The following is an 18674-nucleotide window of genomic DNA, read 5'->3' as shown; positions in this document are numbered from 1 at the left end:
GGTATGACTCCGGCTGCGACCACGGTGGGATGTGCTCCGGGTACGCGCGCCGCCCCGGAGGCTGCGGTTGCCGCGACCGATGCGCGCGCTGATGCGGGCCAGCGATCTGAAACCGGCCAGTCCAGCCGGACCGCCGCCGTCCGGCTGTGACGCCTGCGATGTGAGGTGCGTCGCACCCGTGGCGGGCCCGGGAACTAGCATCGGGCCGCGGCCGACCGGTGTGCGAGGGCCGGCACGTCCATTGCCCGTCACAGCTCTTGGCATCGAGGATTGGTGGAAAACGTGCAGGTGAAGCGCTCGGACCAGCTCGTGTGGCTGATCGCGGCGCTCGCCGCCGGCGCGCTCGTGCTGCTCTCTGTGCTCGCGGCCGGTGATATGCCGTACCGGTCGGCGGGCATTGCGTATCCCGGGTTCCTGGATGTCCTGCTCTATGTCGTGCTGCGGGTAGTCGCCGCGCTGGCGGGCGCGTTCACACTTGGCGCGTTGATCTACGCGCTGTGCTGCACCGTTGTCACCGCGCGTGGTCGGGTCGACGTGGACGGCTACGCCGGGGTCCGGGTGGCGGAGCGGGCGAGTCTGGTTTGGCTCGGCTCGGCGCTGGTCCTGATTCCGGTGAGCGCGGCGAATGTAGGCGGGTTGTCGATGAGTGCCGCGCTGGAGCGGGGTGCGGTCGGCGCGCTGTTCGATGCGAGCGAGAAGCCGAAGGCGTGGATCGTGGTCGTGGTGCTGGCCGGTGTCGTCGCGCTGGTTACGCGGCTGACGTTGGCGTGGACCGGATTGGTCGTGCCGACCGTGCTGGCGCTGATCGCGGTGCTGCCGCCGGCAATGGTCGGCAATGCGGGGGAGGGGCCGAATCACGACTTCGCCACCGGCGCGATGATCATCTTCCAACCGGCGGTCTCAGTGCTGCCGGGTCTGGCGTGGTGTGTGGCGGCACAGGTCCGGCGCAACCGTTCCCAGGCTGCGGTCCGGCGGTACGCGCTCATCGGGCAGTTGTGTCTTGCCGCGGCCACGCTCAGCGGGTTGGTGCTCGGTGCCATCCTGTTGCCGTGGTCGGCGCTGTTCAGCACCAGCTACGGTCGGCTCGCTCTAGTGGTCGTCGTGTCGGCCGTCGCGATCGGGACCATGCTGAGAAGGTTTGCCGCCGAGAATGTTTCGAGCGTCCTGATCTCCGGAACCGGCGCGCTTTCCGTAGTCGCGACGGCCGCCCTGGTGTCGATGGCCGTCCAACCGGCTCCGGCGTTCGCCGACCGCTCATTCACCGCGCAGGAGGTGTTCCTCGGCTTCGATCTGCCGGGGCAGGCCGATGTGTGGCGACTGATGACCATGTGGCGCTTCGATATCGTCCTCGGTACCGCCGGTATCGCCGGTATCGCGCTGTACGCCGCCGGGGTGCTGCGGCTGCGGCGGCGCGGAGATACCTGGTCGCCATGGCGCACGCTGTCATGGACGAGCGGCTGTGTGGCCCTGCTGATTTCGACGTCATCGGGCATCGGCACATACGGCTATGCCATGTTCAGCCTGCACATGATCACGCATATGGCGCTCAATATGTTCGTACCGGTGCTGCTGGTACTCGGCGCACCGGTGACCCTGCTGCTGCGTACCGTCCCCGCCGCACCCAAGGACGCGGTTCCCGGTGTGCGTGAATGGGTTCTGTGGATTCTGCATTCGCGCCCGACCGCGATACTGGCCCACCCCGGCACCGCGATCACGGCCTTCGTGCTCTCGCTCTACGGCCTGTACTTCACACCGCTGTTCCAGAACCTGATCCGTTATCACTGGGGGCACGTCTTGATGAACGTGCACTTCCTGATCATCGGCTATCTGTTCTACTGGGCCATTATCGGCATCGACCCGGGCCCGCGTCGCCTGCCACATCTGGGTCGGCTCGGTATGTTGTTCGCCATCATGCCTTTTCACGCCTTCTTCGGCGTCGCGGTGATGTCGATGAACACCATCATCGGCGAGCGTTTCTACGAACAACTCCAGTTGACCTGGCATATGGACCTGATGGCTGATCAGCGAGTCGGCGGCGGCATTGCCTGGGTCTCCGGCGAAATCCCGATCCTGCTGGTGGTCGGTGCGCTGCTGACGCAGTGGGTGGCCCAGGATCGCCGCACCGCGGTGCGCACCGACCGCAAGGACGACGAGTACGCAGACTCCGACCTCGTCGCCTACAACGCCATGCTGGAGCAGTTGGCGCAGTCACGCCGCTGATTCAGCGCGGGAACCGCACCCGCCGCAGCCGCAGACTGTTGGAGACCACGAAGAACGACGAGAATGCCATGGTCGCACCGGCGATCAATGGATTCAGCAGGCCGAGCACCGCCACCGGGATGGCGACCACGTTATAACCGAAGGCCCACACCAGATTTCCCCTGATGGTGCGCAAGGTGGCATGTGCGAGTTCGATGGCATCGGCAACGGCGGCGAGATCGTCGCGGACCAGGATGATATCGGCGGCCGCGATCGCGACATCGGTACCCGCCCCGATGGCCATGCCGAGGTCGGCGGTGGCCAGCGCGGCGCCGTCATTGATGCCGTCGCCGACCATGACGATGCGGCGGCCCTGTTCCTGCATGCGGGCGATCAGTTCGACCTTGCCCTCCGGAAGCAGTTCGGCGACCACCTCAGCGATGCCGATCTCATCCGCGACCGACTGTGCGGCATATGCGTTGTCACCGGTGAACATCATGACGCGCAGGCCGAGCGCATGCAGCCGGGCGATGGCATCGGCGGCGGTGTCCTTCACGGTATCGGCGACCGCGATCACCGCGCTGGCCGCACCGTCGACTACCACGAGCACCACGGTGCGTCCCGCGCGTTCCTGTTGGCGCACAGCACGACTCAGCGTCTGCGGGACATCGATACCGCGATCCTTCAGCAGGCGCAGGCGACCGACCATGATTTCACGACCCGCCACTACACCTCGTGCACCCAAACCCGGTAGTGCCGTGAAGGATTCGACCTCCGGTAGTTCGTCGAGTACCGTCCTGGCGTGCCGGGTGATGGCTGCGGCCACGGCGTGTTCAGAGGCTGCCTCCACCGCGCCCGCCAGTCGTAACACCTCGTCATCGGTCGCCGAATCCGTCACGGTCACCGCGACGACGCTCATCACACCGTTGGTGACTGTGCCGGTCTTGTCCAACACCACCGTGTCCACATCGTGGGTGGCCTCGAGCGCACGATGCCCCTTGATGAAAATGCCCAGCTGGGCTCCGCGCCCGGAGGCCACCATCAGCGCCGTCGGAATCGCCAGCCCCAACGCGCACGGACACGCGACCACCAGCACCGCGAGGGCGGCCGAGGCGGCCCGGTCCACACCGGAACCGAGCAGCCACCAGAGCGCGAAAGTACCTGCCGCCACGGCGAAGACGAAGGGCACGAAGACAGCGGAGACCCGGTCGGCCACGCGCTGCATGCGCGCCTTCCCGGTCTGCGCCTGCTCGACCAACCGGATCATGCCCGACAGCTTCGTATCCGCGCCCACCGCGGCCGCCTCCACGATCAGCCGACCGGTGAGCGCGGTGGTGCCGCCGATGACCGACATACCCTCGGTAACCTCGACCGGTATTGATTCGCCGGTCATGGCGCTGGCATCCACACTCGACTCGCCGGAAACCACCAGGCCGTCGGTGGCGATGGTCTCACCGGGGCGCACCACGAACCGCTGTCCCTCGACGAGTTCGCCGATGGGGACCCGCATTTCGCGATTGTCGCGGGTCAGCACCGTGACCTCGCGCGCGCCGAGCGCGGCCAGCGCACGCAGCGCGCTGCCCGCCGAACGCTTGGCCTTCGCCTCGAAATACCGTCCGGCGAGCACGAATGTGGTGATACCCGCCGCGGCTTCGAGGTAGATCGAATCACCGGACCAGAACGCGTCCCATACGCCGTTCGGGATTTCGGTCCGATTCGCGTGCAGGAACATGGTATCCAGCGACCACAGCGTCGCGGTCGTCACACCGACGGACACCAGCGTGTCCATGCTCGCCGTGAAATTCTTCGCACCCGCCAGTGCCTTTCGATGCAATGGCGCGGCCGCCCACAGCACGACGGGCAGCGCCAGCACGGTCAGGATGATCTGCCAGCCGGTGATCCGGGTGGCGGGGACCATCGCGAACATCACCGACAAATCAGCGAGGGGGAAGAACAGCAGTAGCGCGACGACCAAGCGGTGGAACAGATCCCGGACCGCCGCCTCCTCGGGGGCGCAGGAGATGGGTCCGGTGCTATCGCTCGGCTCCGCACCGTAACCGGCCGCCACTACTTCAGCGCAGAGCTGGTCGGCCGAAATGCCCTCGGCCGCATCGACAGTGGCGATGCCGGTCGCATAGTTCACCGAAGCGAGTACGCCGTCGACCTTATTGAGCTTGCGTTCCACTCGGTTCGCGCAAGCGGCACAGGTCATTCCGGATACCGCGAGCGAAATGCGGGTGGTTTCGCGTTCTGCAACGGTGGCGAGATCGAGCCCACCCGTCGTCCGACCGCTACCTCGCATGGAATCGCCGCGCAATGCTGTATTCATTCAATTCCGTTCGGTCAGGCGGCAGGATCGTGGGTCGAGCGCAGATGGCCGGTGCGGCGGCCGAATCGTGCACCGGGCGGCAGCACGGGTTCAGCGAGGGCGGGATTGCTCGTGCGGGTCGGCGGTGAGGTTTCCGTTCGGCGGGTGCGATGTACCACCACGACCAACACCAGCGCGGCGACCAGAATGCCGTGCGAGAGCACCCGAGAGATCGGCACGACCCCCGAATACAGATCACAGATGACGAAGGCCGTGAGCGTTGTCACCAGCACGCCGAGCACCGGCAGCACACCGGAGGTGGCGTACGGTCGCAGCGCGCAGTAGATGAATCCGATGCCGATTGCCAGGCTCCATGCCGTGGACTCGTTCATCAGGTGCTCGGCCATTTCAGCGCCGTGGTGATGGGTCATACCGAAGTCGAATCCGGCGAACTGGCCGATCGCCAGCGCGCACTGCACGACCCCGAGTAGTCCGAGCAGTAGCCTGGTCCACTTCACCTCGGAAAGTGATGTCCGCCACCTCGATCCGCGCGGCCGCTCCAGATCGGCGGCAGCGAATATGGCATCGGTGAGGTCGGGTGCGTACGCCGAGCCGCCGCGCAGCAGGCGCGAGGTTTCCACGGCGGCCGCGTACCAGGAACAGCACTGCGCGCACTGTTCGAGGTGTTCGTCGACGCGCGCCGCGGGCACGGTTTCGCGTTCGCCATCGATCCGGGCCGACAGCGCGGTCCGGCATACCTTGCACTCCACGTCCAGATTGTCGTCCGCCAGCACCACAAAGTTCCCGCGGCGCGCACAGGTTATTGTCGAGCTCATGCCGACGCCCGCCGAGGATGACGAGACGACTCAGCTGGCACTTGCTGCGGCGCATGGGGATCGACGAGCTCTGGAAGCTTTTATCCGGGCCACCCAGAAGGATGTCTGGCGGTTGCTGGCCCACCTCACCGAGCTGTCGCGTGCCGATGATCTGACCCAGGAGACCTATCTGCGCGCGTTGGGCAGCATCAAGCGCTTCGAGGGTCGTTCCAGCGCCCGGACCTGGTTGCTGTCGATCGCGCGCCGCGTCGTCGTCGACCAGGTGCGGATGGCCGTGGCCCGACCGCGCATCGCCCCGGGCGTCGACTGGGTGGCCGCGGCGGACCGTCAGGTGGCGCGGCGGGATGGGCTCGCCGACACCGTGGAGCTGAAGCTGTTACTCGAGGATCTGTCCGCGGAGCGCCGGGAGGCGCTGGTACTGACGCAGGTGCTCGGTTTGTCGTATGCCGAGGCAGCAGCGGTGTGCGGGTGTCCGGTGGGCACGGTGCGGTCCCGAGTCGCACGTGCCCGCGAAGACCTCATCGCCGCAACGCGTTTCGGAGGTAGGCGTCGCGCCAACGGTTGACTTCGGTCAACTCGTTGTTGATCCGTCCCGCGACTGCCAGAGCCGTCCAGCCGCGCCGCCGCCTCGTTGTGCCGCCGCAATTCCGGCGGGATGCATGAGCGCGGTGCAGCCGTCGCGGCTCCCCGAGTAACGAATCCCGAGCGTCGAGCCGCGCCGCCGCCTCGGTGTGGCGCCACTATTTCGGTGCGTGAGCGCGGTGCAGCCGTCGCGGCCGCATCGAGTAACGAGCCCCAGCGTCGACGCCACTGTTTATCGGGCGGCCAAAGGCTTTGCTGCGTAGTGCAATCGGACAACGCCGTCATCGTGTTGCTCGGCAGTGGCATTGACACCGAAGACTTTCCGTAGCAGCTCGGGCGTCATGACCTCGAGCACCGCACCCGCCGCGACGACCTTGCCATGATCGAGCACGACCAGCTGGTCACAGCAGCGCACCGCCAGATCCAATTCGTGCAGTACCGCCAGCGTGGTGATACCGGTCGAGCGGACCAGGTCGAGCAGTTCGAATCGGGCGCGCACGTCGAGATGGTTGGTCAGTTCGTCGAGGACCAGCAGGCGCGGCTGCTGTGCGAGCGCTCTGGCCAACAGCACCCGCTGACGCTCACCACCCGATAGCGAGCCGATCGGGCGTTCGGCGTAGTCGGTGACACCGGTGCGTGCCATGGCGTCCGCCACTGCCGCATGATCGGCGGCGGAGTCCCGGCTGAACAGTGCGTGATGCGGATTGCGGCCCAGGCCGATCAGCTCCGCGACTGTCAATTCCGGCGCGCCCGAACTATTTTGCAGCACCGCCGCCGTGGTGCGTGCCGCCGCACGCACCGACATCGCACTGATATCGGCGCCATCGATCAGCACCATGCCTCGCTCCGGTCGCAGCGAGCGATAGATGGCGCGCAACAGCGTCGTCTTACCGCTTCCATTCGGTCCCACCACCCCGACGAACGACCCCGGCGGAGCATGCAACGTCACCGCATCCAGCACCTGTGCGCTTGCGAGAGCGATAGTGACCTCAACCACCGACAACTCGGCGATCCGGCCGCCCTGTGCCGCAACCGGGCACCCAGTGTGGGCGGGTTGCCCGGTCATGCGGGACCTCCCTCGCGGCGGAGTAGCCAAAGGAAGAACGGCGCGCCGAAGGCGGCGGTGAAGATGCCGAGCGGGAGTTCGTGCGGGGCGTCGATGGTTCGCGACAGCAGGTCGACCAGGACCAGGTATGCCGCGCCGAGCAGTGCCGCCAGCGGTAGCACCCTACGGTGGTCCACACCGAAGGCCAGACGTGTCAGATGCGGAATCATCAAGCCCACGAAGCCGATTCCGCCCGCCACAGCGATGAGCACGCCGGTCAGCAGGGAGGCAAGCACCAGCAGGATGATCCGGGTGGTGCGGACGTCGACGCCGAGCGCGGTGGCCTGTTCGTCGCCGGTGCCGAGCACATTGAGGCGACGGCCGAAGGCCAGCACGACGGTCACGACCACGAGGACTACCAGCGTGACCGGTCCGAGTCGGGTCCAACTCGCCCCGGAGACGCTGCCCATGGTCCAGAACATCACCGCGCGAAGCTCATTCGGGGTGGCACGCAATTGGAGATAGTTCGTCGCCGCCAGCAGCAGATAGCCGACGGCGACACCGGCCAGCACCAGACGGGTCGGTGCCAGCGTGCCGCGTCGCTGTCCGACTGCGAAAACCACTGCGGCGGTGCCGATTGCGCCGACAAAGGCGGCGCCTGAGACGCCGATACCGCCGAGTGCCGCACCCGCGGTGACGATCACGGTCACCGCGCCGAGCGAGGCACCCGATGACAATCCGAGCACATACGGGTCGGCGAGCGGATTGTGCACCAGCGCTTGCAGAATCACGCCCGAGATCGCCAAGCCGCAGCCGCAGAGCGCGGCGAGGATTACCCGGGGGAGGCGATAGTTCCAGACGATCTGGTCGACCGTGAACCCGACATCCGGTGTGTTACCGGATAAGTGGGCGAGAATGACGCGGAACGTATCGGCAATCGAGACCGTCACCGATCCCACACCGATGGATACCAGCATGACCACGAACAGGATTGCCACCGAAACGGCAATCGCGATGGGCAGCGGTGTCGTCGCTGATAACCGCTGTCTTCGAAGCGTGTTGGTCATGAGAATTGTTCGGGGTGTACGAGTCTGGCGATCTTGTCTACCGCGACGTCATTGCTCGGCCCGAGGTAGATCGAATCCGAGAGCACCGTGTAGTTGGTGTTCTTACTCGCATTCCACTGCGGGAACTGCTCGAGGATCCGCTTGGCCGCGCCATCGATGTCGGGATTGCGGTAGTCGACCACGATGAGCCCGTCGATCGGGGCGACGGCGAGCTGTTCCTTGCTGATCGTCACGAAAGTGGTTCCGTCCGTGTGGTTGAACGGATTCATCGCACCGGCCTTGTCGATTACGTCGTTCCAGATACCGCCCGCCGCGATGGCCGAAAAGTCGCCCCCGTCGCCCATACCCATACCCGGGAAAATGAGCAGGACATTCTTCTTCGGCTGCCCGGCCACCCGCGCGGATGTCTCGGCGATCTTGCGCTCGGCGTCGTCGATGAGCTTCTGGGCGCGGCCGGGCACATCGAAGATCGTGCCGAAGTCGCGGAGCATCGCATAGCTGTCCTCGATGGTCGGAGTACCGGTGACTGCACCGGTCGAACCGCAATTGGCCCGGGGCACATAGGTATTGGCACCGGCACCCGACAGCTCCGCGCGAGTCGCGAAACCCTGATCGGCGGAGAAGCCGCCACCCCCGGTGGAGATGACGAGATCTGGATGCTGTGTGAGCATGGCCTCGCGGGGGATGTCCTGCAGGTTGTTCGGCGTTATCCCACCGGTCGGCAGAGCCGCGATGGCATCGCCGCGGCCGGGCACATCGGAGGAGCCGTAGGACTGCGCATTGGCGATGACGCGGTCCGCGACGCCCAGGGCGACCAGCGACGAAACCTCGCCGATGGAACCGCCGTTCATCACCACGACCCGGTTCGGTGCCTCGGTGAAGGTGTAGCTCTTGCCGCAGTTCTCCACGGTGACGGGATATTTCGTGATGCCCTCGGTCGCGGCAGCGGGTGCGGTGGTCGCCGATTCGGTGACCGTGGTCGAACATCCGGCGACGGCGAGGGTGCCGACGGCCAGGGCCAGCACCGCGCTACGTTTCATGGGCGGGATCTTTCGATGCGATCGCCGGTGTCGGTAGGGCGCATCCGCACCGCTGTGTGCTGCATGCACACTTAGTCGTACGGCCCCACGCCCTGGTTCCCGGAGATTTTTCGCATCCGTTACCGTGCGGCGCACAGGATCCCTGTACAGACCCGGCCGACCCTGCTTGACTGGTGAGACAGGTCCGACCGGACCGCAGGAGCCAGCGCATGTCGACCCATTTCGCTTATCCGGCAGGTAGACCCGCTGACCGTGACAAAACCGGACACGGTGAGCGCGTTGATATTTCGACCGTGTCCGGAGCTCGGATCATCCAATTCACCGTGAGCCGTCCGCGTGGTGATGTCACGCTGGTGGTCGTCGCAGGCGAGGTCGATTTGTCGACCGCGCCGCGACTACGGGACAAGCTATTGCGCGCCTTCGGTTCTCAGGGCTCGATCATGGTCGTCGACCTGTCCCCGGTCACCTTCTTCGCCGCCGCCGGACTGACGACCCTGGTCGAGGCCCAGTCGGCGGCGGAAAAGGCCGACCGCCGAATGGTTTTGATCACCACGGTGCGCTGTGTCGATCGGGCCATCGAGCTCACCGGACTCACCACGAACTTCTGCCGCGTCGGTTCCTTGGCCGCGGCACTCGCGGACCCTACACCGGGATGTGCTGCCCCGGTGTAGGGTCCGTGTGCTTTCAGCTGCGCCGCGCCTCCACGCGGGCACGTGCGTTGGCGATCCGTTCCTGCGCGAGAGCCGCACGCTCCTGAGCCTTATCGAGACGGCGCAGCGCCCTGTCGACCCGCGGCTGCGCCTTCTTGGCCTGCCGCTCCGCCTTCACGGTTAAACGCGCACCGCGCTTCTGTGCTTTCTCCGAAAGTTCGGCGCCACGTTTGCGTGCGGTCGAGGCGAGTTCGGGCCCGCGTTCCTTGGCGAGCTCGGCGAGCTCGATGCCGCGGTGCTGGGCCTTCTCCGCCAAGCGCGTACTACGCTTCTGGGTTTTCTCCGAGAGTTCGGCGCCGCGCTCGCGCGCGGTCGAAGCGAATTCCGGTCCGCGTTCCTTGGCGAGCTCGGCGAGCTCGGCCCCGCGGTGCTGAGCCATTTCGGCGAGATGCGCACCGCGCTCACGCGCCGTCGATGCGAGTTCGGGCCCGCGTTCCTTGGCGAGCTCGGCGAGTTCGGCCGCCTTTTCCGCCCACTTCGCACCGCGTTCTCTGGCCGACTCGGCCCATTCCGGACCGTGCTCCTTGACGGTATCCGCGATATCGGAGCCCCGCTCCTGCGCGACACCCGCGACCCGCGTCGCCGCGACATCGCCGAGTTCACGGGCCCGCACAGCGGCATCGACTGCATGCCGTCGCAGTGCCTCGCCGGTCGCCGAATCCGTTGCGGTGAACGGCAATGCGGCCGAAACCGCCGCCGTGGCATTGCTCGCGGCGCGTCGACCACGCCAGCCGAGCGACGGCCTGCCCTCGGTATCCGCGCTGGCGATCATCAGACCGCCGAGCAGACTCACATCCTTGAGGAAGGCGTTGCGCTTGGCCGCCTTGCGCTCCGGATCCTTTTCCGCCCAGAAATCCTGTTCGGTGACCGTCGCGGGAATCACCGTCGCGGCCAAGGTGAGCGAGGCCAGGCGCGGGAACTTACCGAGGGCAAGCAGCACACCGGCCGAGACCTGGGTGATCGCATTGATCCGCACGACCGTCCCCGGATCCGCTGGCAATTTCGCGGCGAACTTGTCGGGCAGCGATTGCTGACCCTGCTGGACCAGGGTCGATGCCGCTTGGGTGCGCGGCTCGGGGTGGACCAGTGCGTCGACCCCATCGGCGACGAACGCGGTCGCCAGCAGTGGTCGGGCAAATCGGCGTAGCAACATGACGTCCCTTTCCTCGATGGCTGAGGTTCGGGTAACCGCGTTCGGCGCTCTCAAACAACAAGATCAACACCTGAATCCGGGGTTGACCGGGTGTTCTGTAAGGCCGAACGGCCGTACCTCTGGACTGAACAGAAAGGTAGTGATGATGTTCGTTACGGTTCTCTGGATCCTCCACCATAGGCAGGTGGTCGCATTCCGTGAGCTTAATTCGAGTGTGTGGATGCAGTGTCTCGTCGAGTCGGGCTCCCGCGCGGGCGGACAGCATGCGGTTCTGCGCGTCCCCAGATGGTGCAGGTCGACAGAGTCCGGGGCCGGGGGTGAAAACATCGAGGTCAGCGTGGGTCGGGAAGTCCCGTACCAGGTCATTCAGCGTCTGCAACTACCCCAATGCGCCGTGAGCCGTGGTGAATGGTGCAGTTTGCTTCGCCGCCCGCTCTCGCCGAGCTGATCGGCGACGATCCGCGAGATGACGCCATCCGGAAGCGCCAACCGGCGGGCCTCCGGTGCCAGCGGGAGTCTGGTGTCGACCATGCCAGGGCGGACTGGCCGCCCGCGCGCATGGTGTTCCAGGTCAGGGGATGCACAACACCAGGGCGCACGTCCGGATGCGCCATCGCGTAGCGCAGCGAGGTGGCAGCACCCTGAGCGTGCATGCGGCGGCGAAGCGAGCTGTCTGGGGGCGGTCGGTATGGCGAGGTCAGGTACTCGCCCGGAGGAAGCGGCCCGTCCGGCGGGTGCCGAGCACCGGTGCCGACACGCCCGCCCCGAAGACATACTCCCCGCCGACGAGCACCGCGACTACCGTGGCGTCACTACGATTGACCATGCGCGACAGGTTGTCGAATACGGCGATCGGTGCTTCGGCGTAGGCCTCGATGGTCTCGTCCAGTTGTGCGGGATCGATGACGACCAGATCGGCGCGGTCCCCGAGACGCAGGTGGCCCGCGTCGATGCCGTACCAGTCGGCGAGTTCACCGGTGATCCGATGCACCGCGCGTTCGAGGGACAGGAACGGACGCCCCGCGCGCTCGGCGTCGTAGACCCGGCGCAGAAACCGCAGCCCGAAGTTGTAGAAGGCCATACTCCGCAGATGCGCGCCCGCATCCGAGAAGCCCAGCTGCACCCCGGGGTCGGCGGCGAATTTGTCGAGCACCTGTGGTCGGTGATTGGAAATCGTTGTGCGCCAACGCACTTTGTCCCCGTATTCGACGACCAGATCCAGAAACGCGTCCACCGGATGCAAGCCACCGCGATCCTGCCCGACCTGACCGAAGGTCTTGCCGATCACCGAAGCATCCGGACACTCGACGATTTCGGCGTCGAAGAAATCGCGATGCCATACCCGCGGCCCGAACTTCTTGTCGTAATCCTTACGGAATCGGCGTCGATAGCCTTCGTCCCGCAGTAGCTCCCGGCGCTGCTCCAACTGGTGGGACAGATGCAATGCCGCTGCGCCCGAACCGAATTCCTCGAATACCGGCAAATCGATACCGTCGGAGTAGACCTCGAACGGCACCGGCAGATGCTGCCAGCGGAAGTCACCGCCGAGCCGATTGAGCAGCCGTGCGATCAACGGAAAGATCTGGGCGACAGTGGGAATGGCCTTGATATCGGCCGCCGACAGCAGGCTGACCTTCAGTGGTTTGCGGAAGATGCCGAGGCTGCTCGCCGCCATCGCGACCAGACTTTGCGGCCGGGCCACATCCGGCCCGCCCTGCAACGCCCGGCCGCGACGCCGCAGGATCGCATTCAGCCTGCGGCGTTCGCCGGTGGTCGCATAGGTCGAGGGCAGGGTGCGCGATCGGCAGACCTCACCGTCGAGCTTGTCGAATAGCAGCTGTTGGGAGGACATGCCGACGAAGCCCGCGTCCAGTGCCTCCTCGAGTTTCACTGCCATGGAGTCCAATTCGGCATCCGTGGGCCGAATCTCCTTGCGGGTGGCGCGATCCAATCCCATCTCAGCGGCGCGGATATCGGAATGTCCGATGAAGGCGGCGAGGTTGGGCCCGAGCGGCAGCGCCTCCAGCGCCTCGACATATTCGTGCGCCGAAGTCCAAGACTTGGTTTCGGTCATTGCCGCGATCACATGTTTGCGCGGAATGGCCTCCACCCGGCCGAACAGATCACCGGCGTCCGATGCGTCGACATGCACCGTCGACAATGAGCACGACCCGAGCAGCACGGTGGTAATGCCGTGCCGGATGGATTCGGCCAGCGCCGGACTCTGCAGCACCTCGACGTCGTAGTGGGTATGGATATCGATCATGCCGGGAATCACCCATTTCCCGGTGGCATCGATGACGTGCGGGCAGTCGGTCTCATCGAGCGGTTCGGCCGAAACTGCGGCTATAGAACCTTCCCGGATTCCGAGGTGACGGATGGCCGAGGGCGAACCGGTGCCGTCGAACCAACGTCCGCCTTTGATGATCGTGTCGTACATAACTTCACTCCGCGGCGGAAAGGGCGTCGGCAATCCCGGCCCGCACGACCTTGCCGGTCGCATTGCGGGTCAGGGGAGTCGTGGTGATCCGCCACCGTGCGGGGACCTTGTAGTACGCGATGCGCTGCCTCGCGAATTCCGTCAGTTCCTGTTCGGTTGTGGCGGAGGCATTCTCGACGACAACCAGTGCCGCGACCAGCTGGCCGAGATCGTCATCGGGCATCCCGACGACGGCGGATTCGCGCACCGCGGGATGTTCGTCCAGACACTGCTCGACCTCGGTCGGGTACACATTCTCGCCACCGCGCAGGATGAGATCCGAACGCCTGCCGGACAATCGGAGTCGGCCTTGCTCGAGGACTCCGATATCGCCGGTGCGCAACCAGCGCTCTGGCGTGATGGCGGCGGCCGTGGCGGCCTCATCCGCCCAGTAGCCGAGCATGACGTAGGGGCTGCGCACCCAGATCTCACCCTCGACGCCCTCGCCGACGGGTTCGCCGAGCGCATCGCGGATCTGCAGGTCGACTCCGATCACGGGACGGCCCACGGTGTCCGGAAAGGCGGCGAGTTCGGCCGGTGCGGCAATGGTCGCCGCGGTACTGCATTCGGTCATACCGTAGCTGGTCACCAGCGCGGTCTTGGCGACTGGAAGTTGTTCGCGCAGTTGCTGTTGCAATGCGGCCGAGGACGGAGCCGAATTCAGCGAGAAGGCGGCCAGCGAGGTCAGATCGTACTTCGACAGGTCCACTTCGAGCAGGCGACTCGCCATGGTCGGCATCGCCCCCCAGTTGCTGATCCGCTCTTGTTCGATCAGCCGCAGTATCCGGTCGGCGTCGAACGCGCCCTGATAGATGACGGCGGTATCGCCGGTCGCCATGCGCGGCAGCACCAGATTGTGCAGGCTGGCGATGTGGAACAGCGGGGAGGTGAGCAGGAATCGGCGGCCCTTCGGACTGCCGTCGTCGATGCCGCCCTGGAAGGCGGCGGCGAGCGCGTCGTTGAACCGGTGATAGTCGATGACCGCCACCAGGTTTCGCTGCGAATGCACCGCGCCCTTGGGGCGGCCGCTGGTGCCGCTGGTGTAGAGGATTACCGCGGGATCGTCTTCGTCTACGGGGGTGTTCGGTAGCTCGCCGTCGCCGTACTCGGCGATCAGCGCGGGTAGGTCGTGCTCCATGGTGAGCACGGGAACCCGGATATCCAGCTGCGCCACCTGGCCTGCGCGTTTCGCATCGACGATCAGGACCTTCGGGCTGGTGTGCTCCAAGCCGTAGGCGATTTCGCGCGGCATCCACCAGGCGTTGTAGCCGACGGCGATCGCGCCCAGCGTCTGCGCGGCCCAGAAAGTCACCACCCACTCGGTAGTGTTGGCCGCGAGAATGCCGATTCGGTCACCCTTTCCGACGCCGTATCGCTCCCGCAGCGCACGAGCCAGCGCGCCGACAGTGGCCACGTGCTCGGCATAGGACATCCGTCGGTCCTCGGTGACCAGGTAGTCGCGATCACCCAGGGCGACCGATGCCGCGAGCACTTCGCGCAATGCGCGCACCCGGTCCTTGATCACCGGAATAGGCGCGCCGAGTACATTTTCGACCGTCATCTCGAACGGCCCACCGGGACCGGTCAGCCGCGCAACGGCCTGTGCGGCCATTGCCTGTGGGTCGAAAGGCTTTGTCATAGGAGGCACTTCCTCGTGGGTCAGGGCACCAGTACGGCGCGGCCGGTAATGAGTCCGCGCTCCAGTCGGTCGAGGGCGGCGCGGCCGTCCGCCAGCTCGAAGCGTTCGGTTTCGACGGTCAGCCGGCCCGACTGGGCCAGGGCTACGGAGTTGATCAGATCGGATTTGGTGCCGCCGTAGCACTTTCGAATCGAAGCGCCCCATGGCCAGCCCGGTCCGCCCGCTGGTCCGGCCGTGACTTCCGGTGCACCACCGCCGAGCCCGATCATGCGATACGCGCCATTGGGGGCGACCGATTCCACTGCCAACCTGGCGGTCGCATCGACACCGACGAAGTCGAAAACGGCATCGGCACCACGGCCATCGGTGCGGTCCAGGATTTCGCGCGCGGTATCGGCACCGGAGAGCAGGCCATCGGCCGCACCGCAGCGGGCGGCCAGGGCCAGTTTGTCCTCGCTCACGTCAACGGCGATCACGTGCGTCGCGCTGGTCGCGGTAAGGATCTGCACCGCGACATGGCCGAGTCCGCCGATGCCGATGACCACCGCGACCGAACCGGGGTACAACTGCTCTCGCGCGCCGTTGATGGCGTGGTAGCTGGACAGCGCCGCATCGGCCAGCGGCGCGGCCTGCAGGAAATCCATCTCGCCGATCGGCACGAAAGAGCTGGCGGGTATGCGGATGTACTCCGCCATCCCGCCGTCTGGACCGAGTCCCGGACACGGCGGCATGGCGGTACGTCCGGCGGCGAGGCACACATTTTCATTGCCGCTCACACACTCTCGGCAGACACCGCACGACCAGCACAGGTAGACGATGCCGCGTTCGCCGACCACCCGACTGTCGACCGCACTGCCGACCGCCTCGATGGTGCCCGCCACCTCGTGCCCGAGCGTCAGCGGATCCTCGCGCAATTTGAACGGAATATGCAGCACATGCAGATCGGAATGACAGATACCCGCCGCACCGACCCGCAGCAGCAGATCAGTCGGACCGATCACGGGCACCGCGACCTCACGCAGTTCGAGTACACCCGGTTCGGTGAGCTGTAATGCCCGCATCATGCGCGCACCACCGAAAACACCGCGCGCAGATAGGCATTCGCACGATCGGAGCCGATGAGTCCCGGCGCCATCTTGTTCATGGTGTAGGCGAAGGTGACTCGATGATCGAGATCGTTGACCACGATGGCGCCGCCGAATCCGGCCCACCAGCAGACCTTCCCGTCGGGCACCTCCGGCGCGGTCTGCGACTGGGGGAGTCCGTAACCGAGCCCGAAGCGCAGCGGCAGTAGCAGGGCCAGATCCGCACCGTCGGACTGCTGTTCGAAGATGAGATCGATTGTCTTCTCCGACAACAACCTTCGGCCGTGCAGCGCTCCACCGCAGGCGACCAGCGACTGCACCGCGGCCACTGAATGCGCATTGCCGTGCCCGTTCACCGCCCCGATTTCGGCCTCCCGCCATGCGGCGCTATTGGCCTCCGGAATATCGAGCAGCGGACTGGTGAGCGTCTTGACCAGGATGCTGTCCTGATCGAGCGCGGCCATATCGAATTGCAGCAGCGGCGGCGGGACGAGCGGTGCGATGCGGTGATGGTTTTCGGGTGCGGTGCCGATATGGAAATCGGCATTCAGCGGTCCGGCGAGTTCCTCGGCGAAGAACTGGCCGAGGGTGCGGCCCGTAATTCGACGGACCACCTCCCCGACCAGATGTCCATAGTTCAGTGCGTGATAGCCCGATGCCGTGCCCGGCTCCCACCACGGCGGCTGTGTCGCGAGCCGCGCGCTCGCCGCCTCGGTGTCGTAGATATCGGCCAGCTCGATCGGCCGCTCCCAACCCGAGACCCCGGAGGTGTGACCGAGTAGATGGCGAATCTCGATATCGCCCTTGCCATTCGCGGCGAATTCCGGCCAGTAGTGCGCGACCTTCTGTTGCACATCGAGCTCGCCCCGGTCCACCAGCAGCAGCGCGGACAGCGCGGTCATGGTTTTGCTGATGGAGAAGACATTGACCAGGGTGTCCTCGGTCCATGGCGCGGTCCGCTCGAGATCGCGGTGTCCACCCCAGATATCGACAACCGGTTCGCCGTCGACGGTCACGCAGATCGATGCACCGAGTTCCGCACCCGAGGCGATCTGTGCGGCTAATTCCGTTCGCACACCGGCGAATTCATCCGTACCGAATCCTGATGTCGTCATCGGCCGCCCTCACGCATTCTCGAGCGCTCTGGCGGGCACCGGCAACGCATTGCCGGCGGCGGCAGCCCGCTTCACGCCCCTTGCCATTTCCCGGTTCATATCGCGCACATAGGGCTCGAACTCGACTTGGATCGTGTGCCGAGGCGAGTTGTAATACCGTCCGGTGCGGCGCTGTTCGGCCGCCGTGATCTCGGCATTCATCTCCTTCTCCGACGGCGGCAGGTACTTGCCGGTCAAATAGGCCGCGACCAACTTGCTCTGCTGTTCGGCGAAATTCACCAGCGTCGGCAACGGTTGGGCCAGACCGAGATAGAACAGATTGTCCACACCCGGCTTCATCATCTGCTTGAACAGCGGGATGCGATTCTGTTCGTCCGGTACCAGCTTCGGATCGGAGAAGAACGGAAAGCTGATGTGATAGCCGGTGGCACAGACGATTACGTCCACCTCCTCGGCGCTGCCGTCGGCGAAGCGCACCTGCGGACCCTCCAGTGCGGTAATGGCCGGTTTGAAGGCGATATCGCCGCAGCCCGCGCGATGCAGGAACTCCTCGCTGGCCGACGGATGCGCCTCGAACGGCTTGTGATCCGGTTTCGGCAGACCGTAGAACTCCATATCGCCGCGGAACTTGCGTACGAAACGCTGCTTGAGCTTCAGGCTGACCTTGCGTGGAATCCATGGCGGCACACTCTGTTTATCGCCGACCTTGCCGTTGACATACTTCGGCAGCACCCAAACCCCGCGGCGTGCCGAAACGGTCAGCTTCTCGGCGACGAACCGCTGCGATAGTTCCGAGGCGATATCGAGCCCGGAGTTGCCCATGCCGACCACCACGATCTTCTTACCGCGCATATCCACCGGATCGAACGGGTCGTTGTAGGCGTGGCTGTGGATCAGCACACCGTCGAATTCGCCCGGATAGTCCGGAGTGCGCGGATCCCAGTGGTGGCCGTTGCAGACGATCAGCGCGTCGTAGGCCCGGGTGCGGCCATCGCTCGCGGTGACCAGCCAGCTGCCGTCCTGCTGGCGCTCGGCCGCGGTGACCTTGGTATTGAACAGGATCTTGTCGCGGAAGCCGAAATGGTCGACGTAGTCCTTGAAGTACTGGAAGAGCTGCGAGTGGTGCGGGAAGTCAGGCCATTCCTCGGGCGCCGGGTAATCCTCGAAGGCGAGCCGGAACTTGCTGGTGTCGATATGCAGCGACTGGTAGCAGGCCGACATCCCATTGGGATTCTTGAAATACCAATTGCCGCCCACTTCATCGCTCGCCTCGAAGACCTCGAAGGGAATGTCGAAGTCCTGCAGGCGTTTTGCGGCGGTGATTCCGGAGGGGCCCGCGCCGATGACGCATACCCGGGGCAGATTGCTGTGAGTCAATTCCGTAGTCCTCGTCCGAAGGATTGCCGTCACGTGGGC

The 18674-nt window shown here is 65.6% G+C and carries 14 protein-coding genes; 3 read left to right on the top strand and 11 right to left on the bottom strand.

Annotation, left to right across the window (positions count from 1 at the left end):
- Positions 1-273: 273 nt before the first annotated feature.
- Positions 274-2220, top strand: coding sequence for a cytochrome c oxidase assembly protein (locus ACIBI6_RS31330; RefSeq protein WP_396958708.1), 1947 nt, complete (start codon positions 274-276; stop codon positions 2218-2220).
- A 1-nt stretch (position 2221) separates the two neighbouring features.
- Here the strand turns inward: ACIBI6_RS31330 and ACIBI6_RS31325 are convergent, their stop codons facing one another.
- Both ACIBI6_RS31325 and ACIBI6_RS31320 read right to left on the bottom strand, forming a co-directional pair.
- Positions 2222-4528: a heavy metal translocating P-type ATPase gene (locus ACIBI6_RS31325; RefSeq protein ID WP_396958707.1), complete on the bottom strand. Its 2307-nt coding sequence runs from the start codon at positions 4526-4528 to the stop codon at positions 2222-2224.
- Between the two features lie 14 nt (positions 4529-4542).
- A complete protein-coding gene (locus ACIBI6_RS31320) occupies positions 4543-5343 on the bottom strand; it encodes a zf-HC2 domain-containing protein (protein ID WP_396958706.1) in 801 nt (266 codons plus the stop codon).
- Here ACIBI6_RS31320 and sigC point away from each other — a divergent pair.
- Complete coding sequence (gene sigC, locus ACIBI6_RS31315) at positions 5342-5908, top strand: RNA polymerase sigma factor SigC (RefSeq protein WP_364345190.1); 567 nt, start codon at positions 5342-5344, stop codon at positions 5906-5908. The genes ACIBI6_RS31320 and sigC overlap by 2 nt on opposite strands.
- 249 nt (positions 5909-6157) lie before the next feature.
- Here the strand turns inward: sigC and ACIBI6_RS31310 are convergent, their stop codons facing one another.
- Genes ACIBI6_RS31310 through ACIBI6_RS31300 form a run of 3 tightly spaced genes read right to left on the bottom strand, consistent with a single transcriptional unit; the run spans position 6158 to position 9077 of the window.
- Positions 6158-6991: an ABC transporter ATP-binding protein gene (locus ACIBI6_RS31310; protein WP_396958705.1), complete on the bottom strand. Its 834-nt coding sequence runs from the start codon at positions 6989-6991 to the stop codon at positions 6158-6160.
- On the bottom strand, positions 6988-8037 hold the full coding sequence (locus ACIBI6_RS31305) for an iron ABC transporter permease (RefSeq protein ID WP_364345186.1): 1050 nt from the start codon (positions 8035-8037) through the stop codon (positions 6988-6990). The genes ACIBI6_RS31310 and ACIBI6_RS31305 overlap by 4 nt, the downstream gene beginning before the upstream one ends.
- Positions 8034-9077, bottom strand: a complete 1044-nt coding sequence (locus tag ACIBI6_RS31300) for an ABC transporter substrate-binding protein (protein WP_396958704.1) — start codon at positions 9075-9077, stop codon at positions 8034-8036. The genes ACIBI6_RS31305 and ACIBI6_RS31300 overlap by 4 nt, the downstream gene beginning before the upstream one ends.
- 209 nt (positions 9078-9286) lie before the next feature.
- Here ACIBI6_RS31300 and ACIBI6_RS31295 point away from each other — a divergent pair, with 209 nt between their 5' ends.
- A complete protein-coding gene (locus tag ACIBI6_RS31295; protein ID WP_396958703.1) occupies positions 9287-9748 on the top strand; it encodes an STAS domain-containing protein in 462 nt (153 codons plus the stop codon).
- A gap of 13 nt (positions 9749-9761) precedes the next feature.
- Here ACIBI6_RS31295 and ACIBI6_RS31290 read toward each other — a convergent pair whose 3' ends face one another.
- The 6 genes from ACIBI6_RS31290 to ACIBI6_RS31265 all read right to left on the bottom strand — a co-directional run bounded on the left by ACIBI6_RS31290 (position 9762) and on the right by ACIBI6_RS31265 (position 18635).
- Positions 9762-10940, bottom strand: a complete 1179-nt coding sequence (locus tag ACIBI6_RS31290; protein WP_396958702.1) for a DoxX family membrane protein — start codon at positions 10938-10940, stop codon at positions 9762-9764.
- Between the two features lie 697 nt (positions 10941-11637).
- Entirely contained in the window at positions 11638-13380 is a 1743-nt protein-coding gene (locus ACIBI6_RS31285; RefSeq protein WP_396958701.1) for an amidohydrolase family protein, read from the bottom strand.
- Positions 13381-13384: 4 nt separating this feature from the next.
- Entirely contained in the window at positions 13385-15058 is a 1674-nt protein-coding gene (locus ACIBI6_RS31280) for a class I adenylate-forming enzyme family protein (RefSeq protein WP_396958700.1), read from the bottom strand.
- A 20-nt stretch (positions 15059-15078) separates the two neighbouring features.
- The gene (locus tag ACIBI6_RS31275) at positions 15079-16119 is read right to left on the bottom strand and encodes an NAD(P)-dependent alcohol dehydrogenase (RefSeq protein ID WP_396958753.1); all 1041 of its coding nucleotides are present in this window, start codon (positions 16117-16119) and stop codon (positions 15079-15081) included.
- Positions 16119-17258, bottom strand: coding sequence for a serine hydrolase domain-containing protein (locus tag ACIBI6_RS31270; RefSeq protein ID WP_396958699.1), 1140 nt, complete (start codon positions 17256-17258; stop codon positions 16119-16121). The genes ACIBI6_RS31275 and ACIBI6_RS31270 overlap by 1 nt, the downstream gene beginning before the upstream one ends.
- Before the next feature lie 9 nt (positions 17259-17267).
- Positions 17268-18635, bottom strand: coding sequence for a flavin-containing monooxygenase (locus ACIBI6_RS31265; RefSeq protein WP_396958698.1), 1368 nt, complete (start codon positions 18633-18635; stop codon positions 17268-17270).
- Positions 18636-18674: the final 39 nt, after the last annotated feature.

It is taken from the genome of Nocardia sp. NPDC050412 (genome assembly GCF_044458825.1).
In the GTDB taxonomy this organism is placed as follows: Bacteria; Actinomycetota; Actinomycetes; order Mycobacteriales; family Mycobacteriaceae; genus Nocardia.
The sequence above is the reverse complement of the archived record's forward strand: the minus strand, read 5'-3'. Positions and strand labels throughout refer to the sequence as shown.

What these genes read in the sequence shown, in the direction of transcription:
- ACIBI6_RS31325 (WP_396958707.1), bottom strand. Translation starts at nt 4,528, where the DNA reads ATGAATACAGCATTGCGCGGCGATTCCATGCGAGGTAGCGGTCGGACG.
- sigC (WP_364345190.1), top strand. Translation starts at nt 5,342, where the DNA reads ATGCCGACGCCCGCCGAGGATGACGAGACGACTCAGCTGGCACTTGCT.
- ACIBI6_RS31320 (WP_396958706.1), bottom strand. Translation starts at nt 5,343, where the DNA reads ATGAGCTCGACAATAACCTGTGCGCGCCGCGGGAACTTTGTGGTGCTG.
- ACIBI6_RS31310 (WP_396958705.1), bottom strand. Translation starts at nt 6,991, where the DNA reads ATGACCGGGCAACCCGCCCACACTGGGTGCCCGGTTGCGGCACAGGGC.
- ACIBI6_RS31305 (WP_364345186.1), bottom strand. Translation starts at nt 8,037, where the DNA reads ATGACCAACACGCTTCGAAGACAGCGGTTATCAGCGACGACACCGCTG.
- ACIBI6_RS31300 (WP_396958704.1), bottom strand. Translation starts at nt 9,077, where the DNA reads ATGAAACGTAGCGCGGTGCTGGCCCTGGCCGTCGGCACCCTCGCCGTC.
- ACIBI6_RS31295 (WP_396958703.1), top strand. Translation starts at nt 9,287, where the DNA reads ATGTCGACCCATTTCGCTTATCCGGCAGGTAGACCCGCTGACCGTGAC.
- ACIBI6_RS31290 (WP_396958702.1), bottom strand. Translation starts at nt 10,940, where the DNA reads ATGTTGCTACGCCGATTTGCCCGACCACTGCTGGCGACCGCGTTCGTC.
- ACIBI6_RS31285 (WP_396958701.1), bottom strand. Translation starts at nt 13,380, where the DNA reads ATGTACGACACGATCATCAAAGGCGGACGTTGGTTCGACGGCACCGGT.
- ACIBI6_RS31280 (WP_396958700.1), bottom strand. Translation starts at nt 15,058, where the DNA reads ATGACAAAGCCTTTCGACCCACAGGCAATGGCCGCACAGGCCGTTGCG.
- ACIBI6_RS31275 (WP_396958753.1), bottom strand. Translation starts at nt 16,119, where the DNA reads ATGCGGGCATTACAGCTCACCGAACCGGGTGTACTCGAACTGCGTGAG.
- ACIBI6_RS31270 (WP_396958699.1), bottom strand. Translation starts at nt 17,258, where the DNA reads ATGACGACATCAGGATTCGGTACGGATGAATTCGCCGGTGTGCGAACG.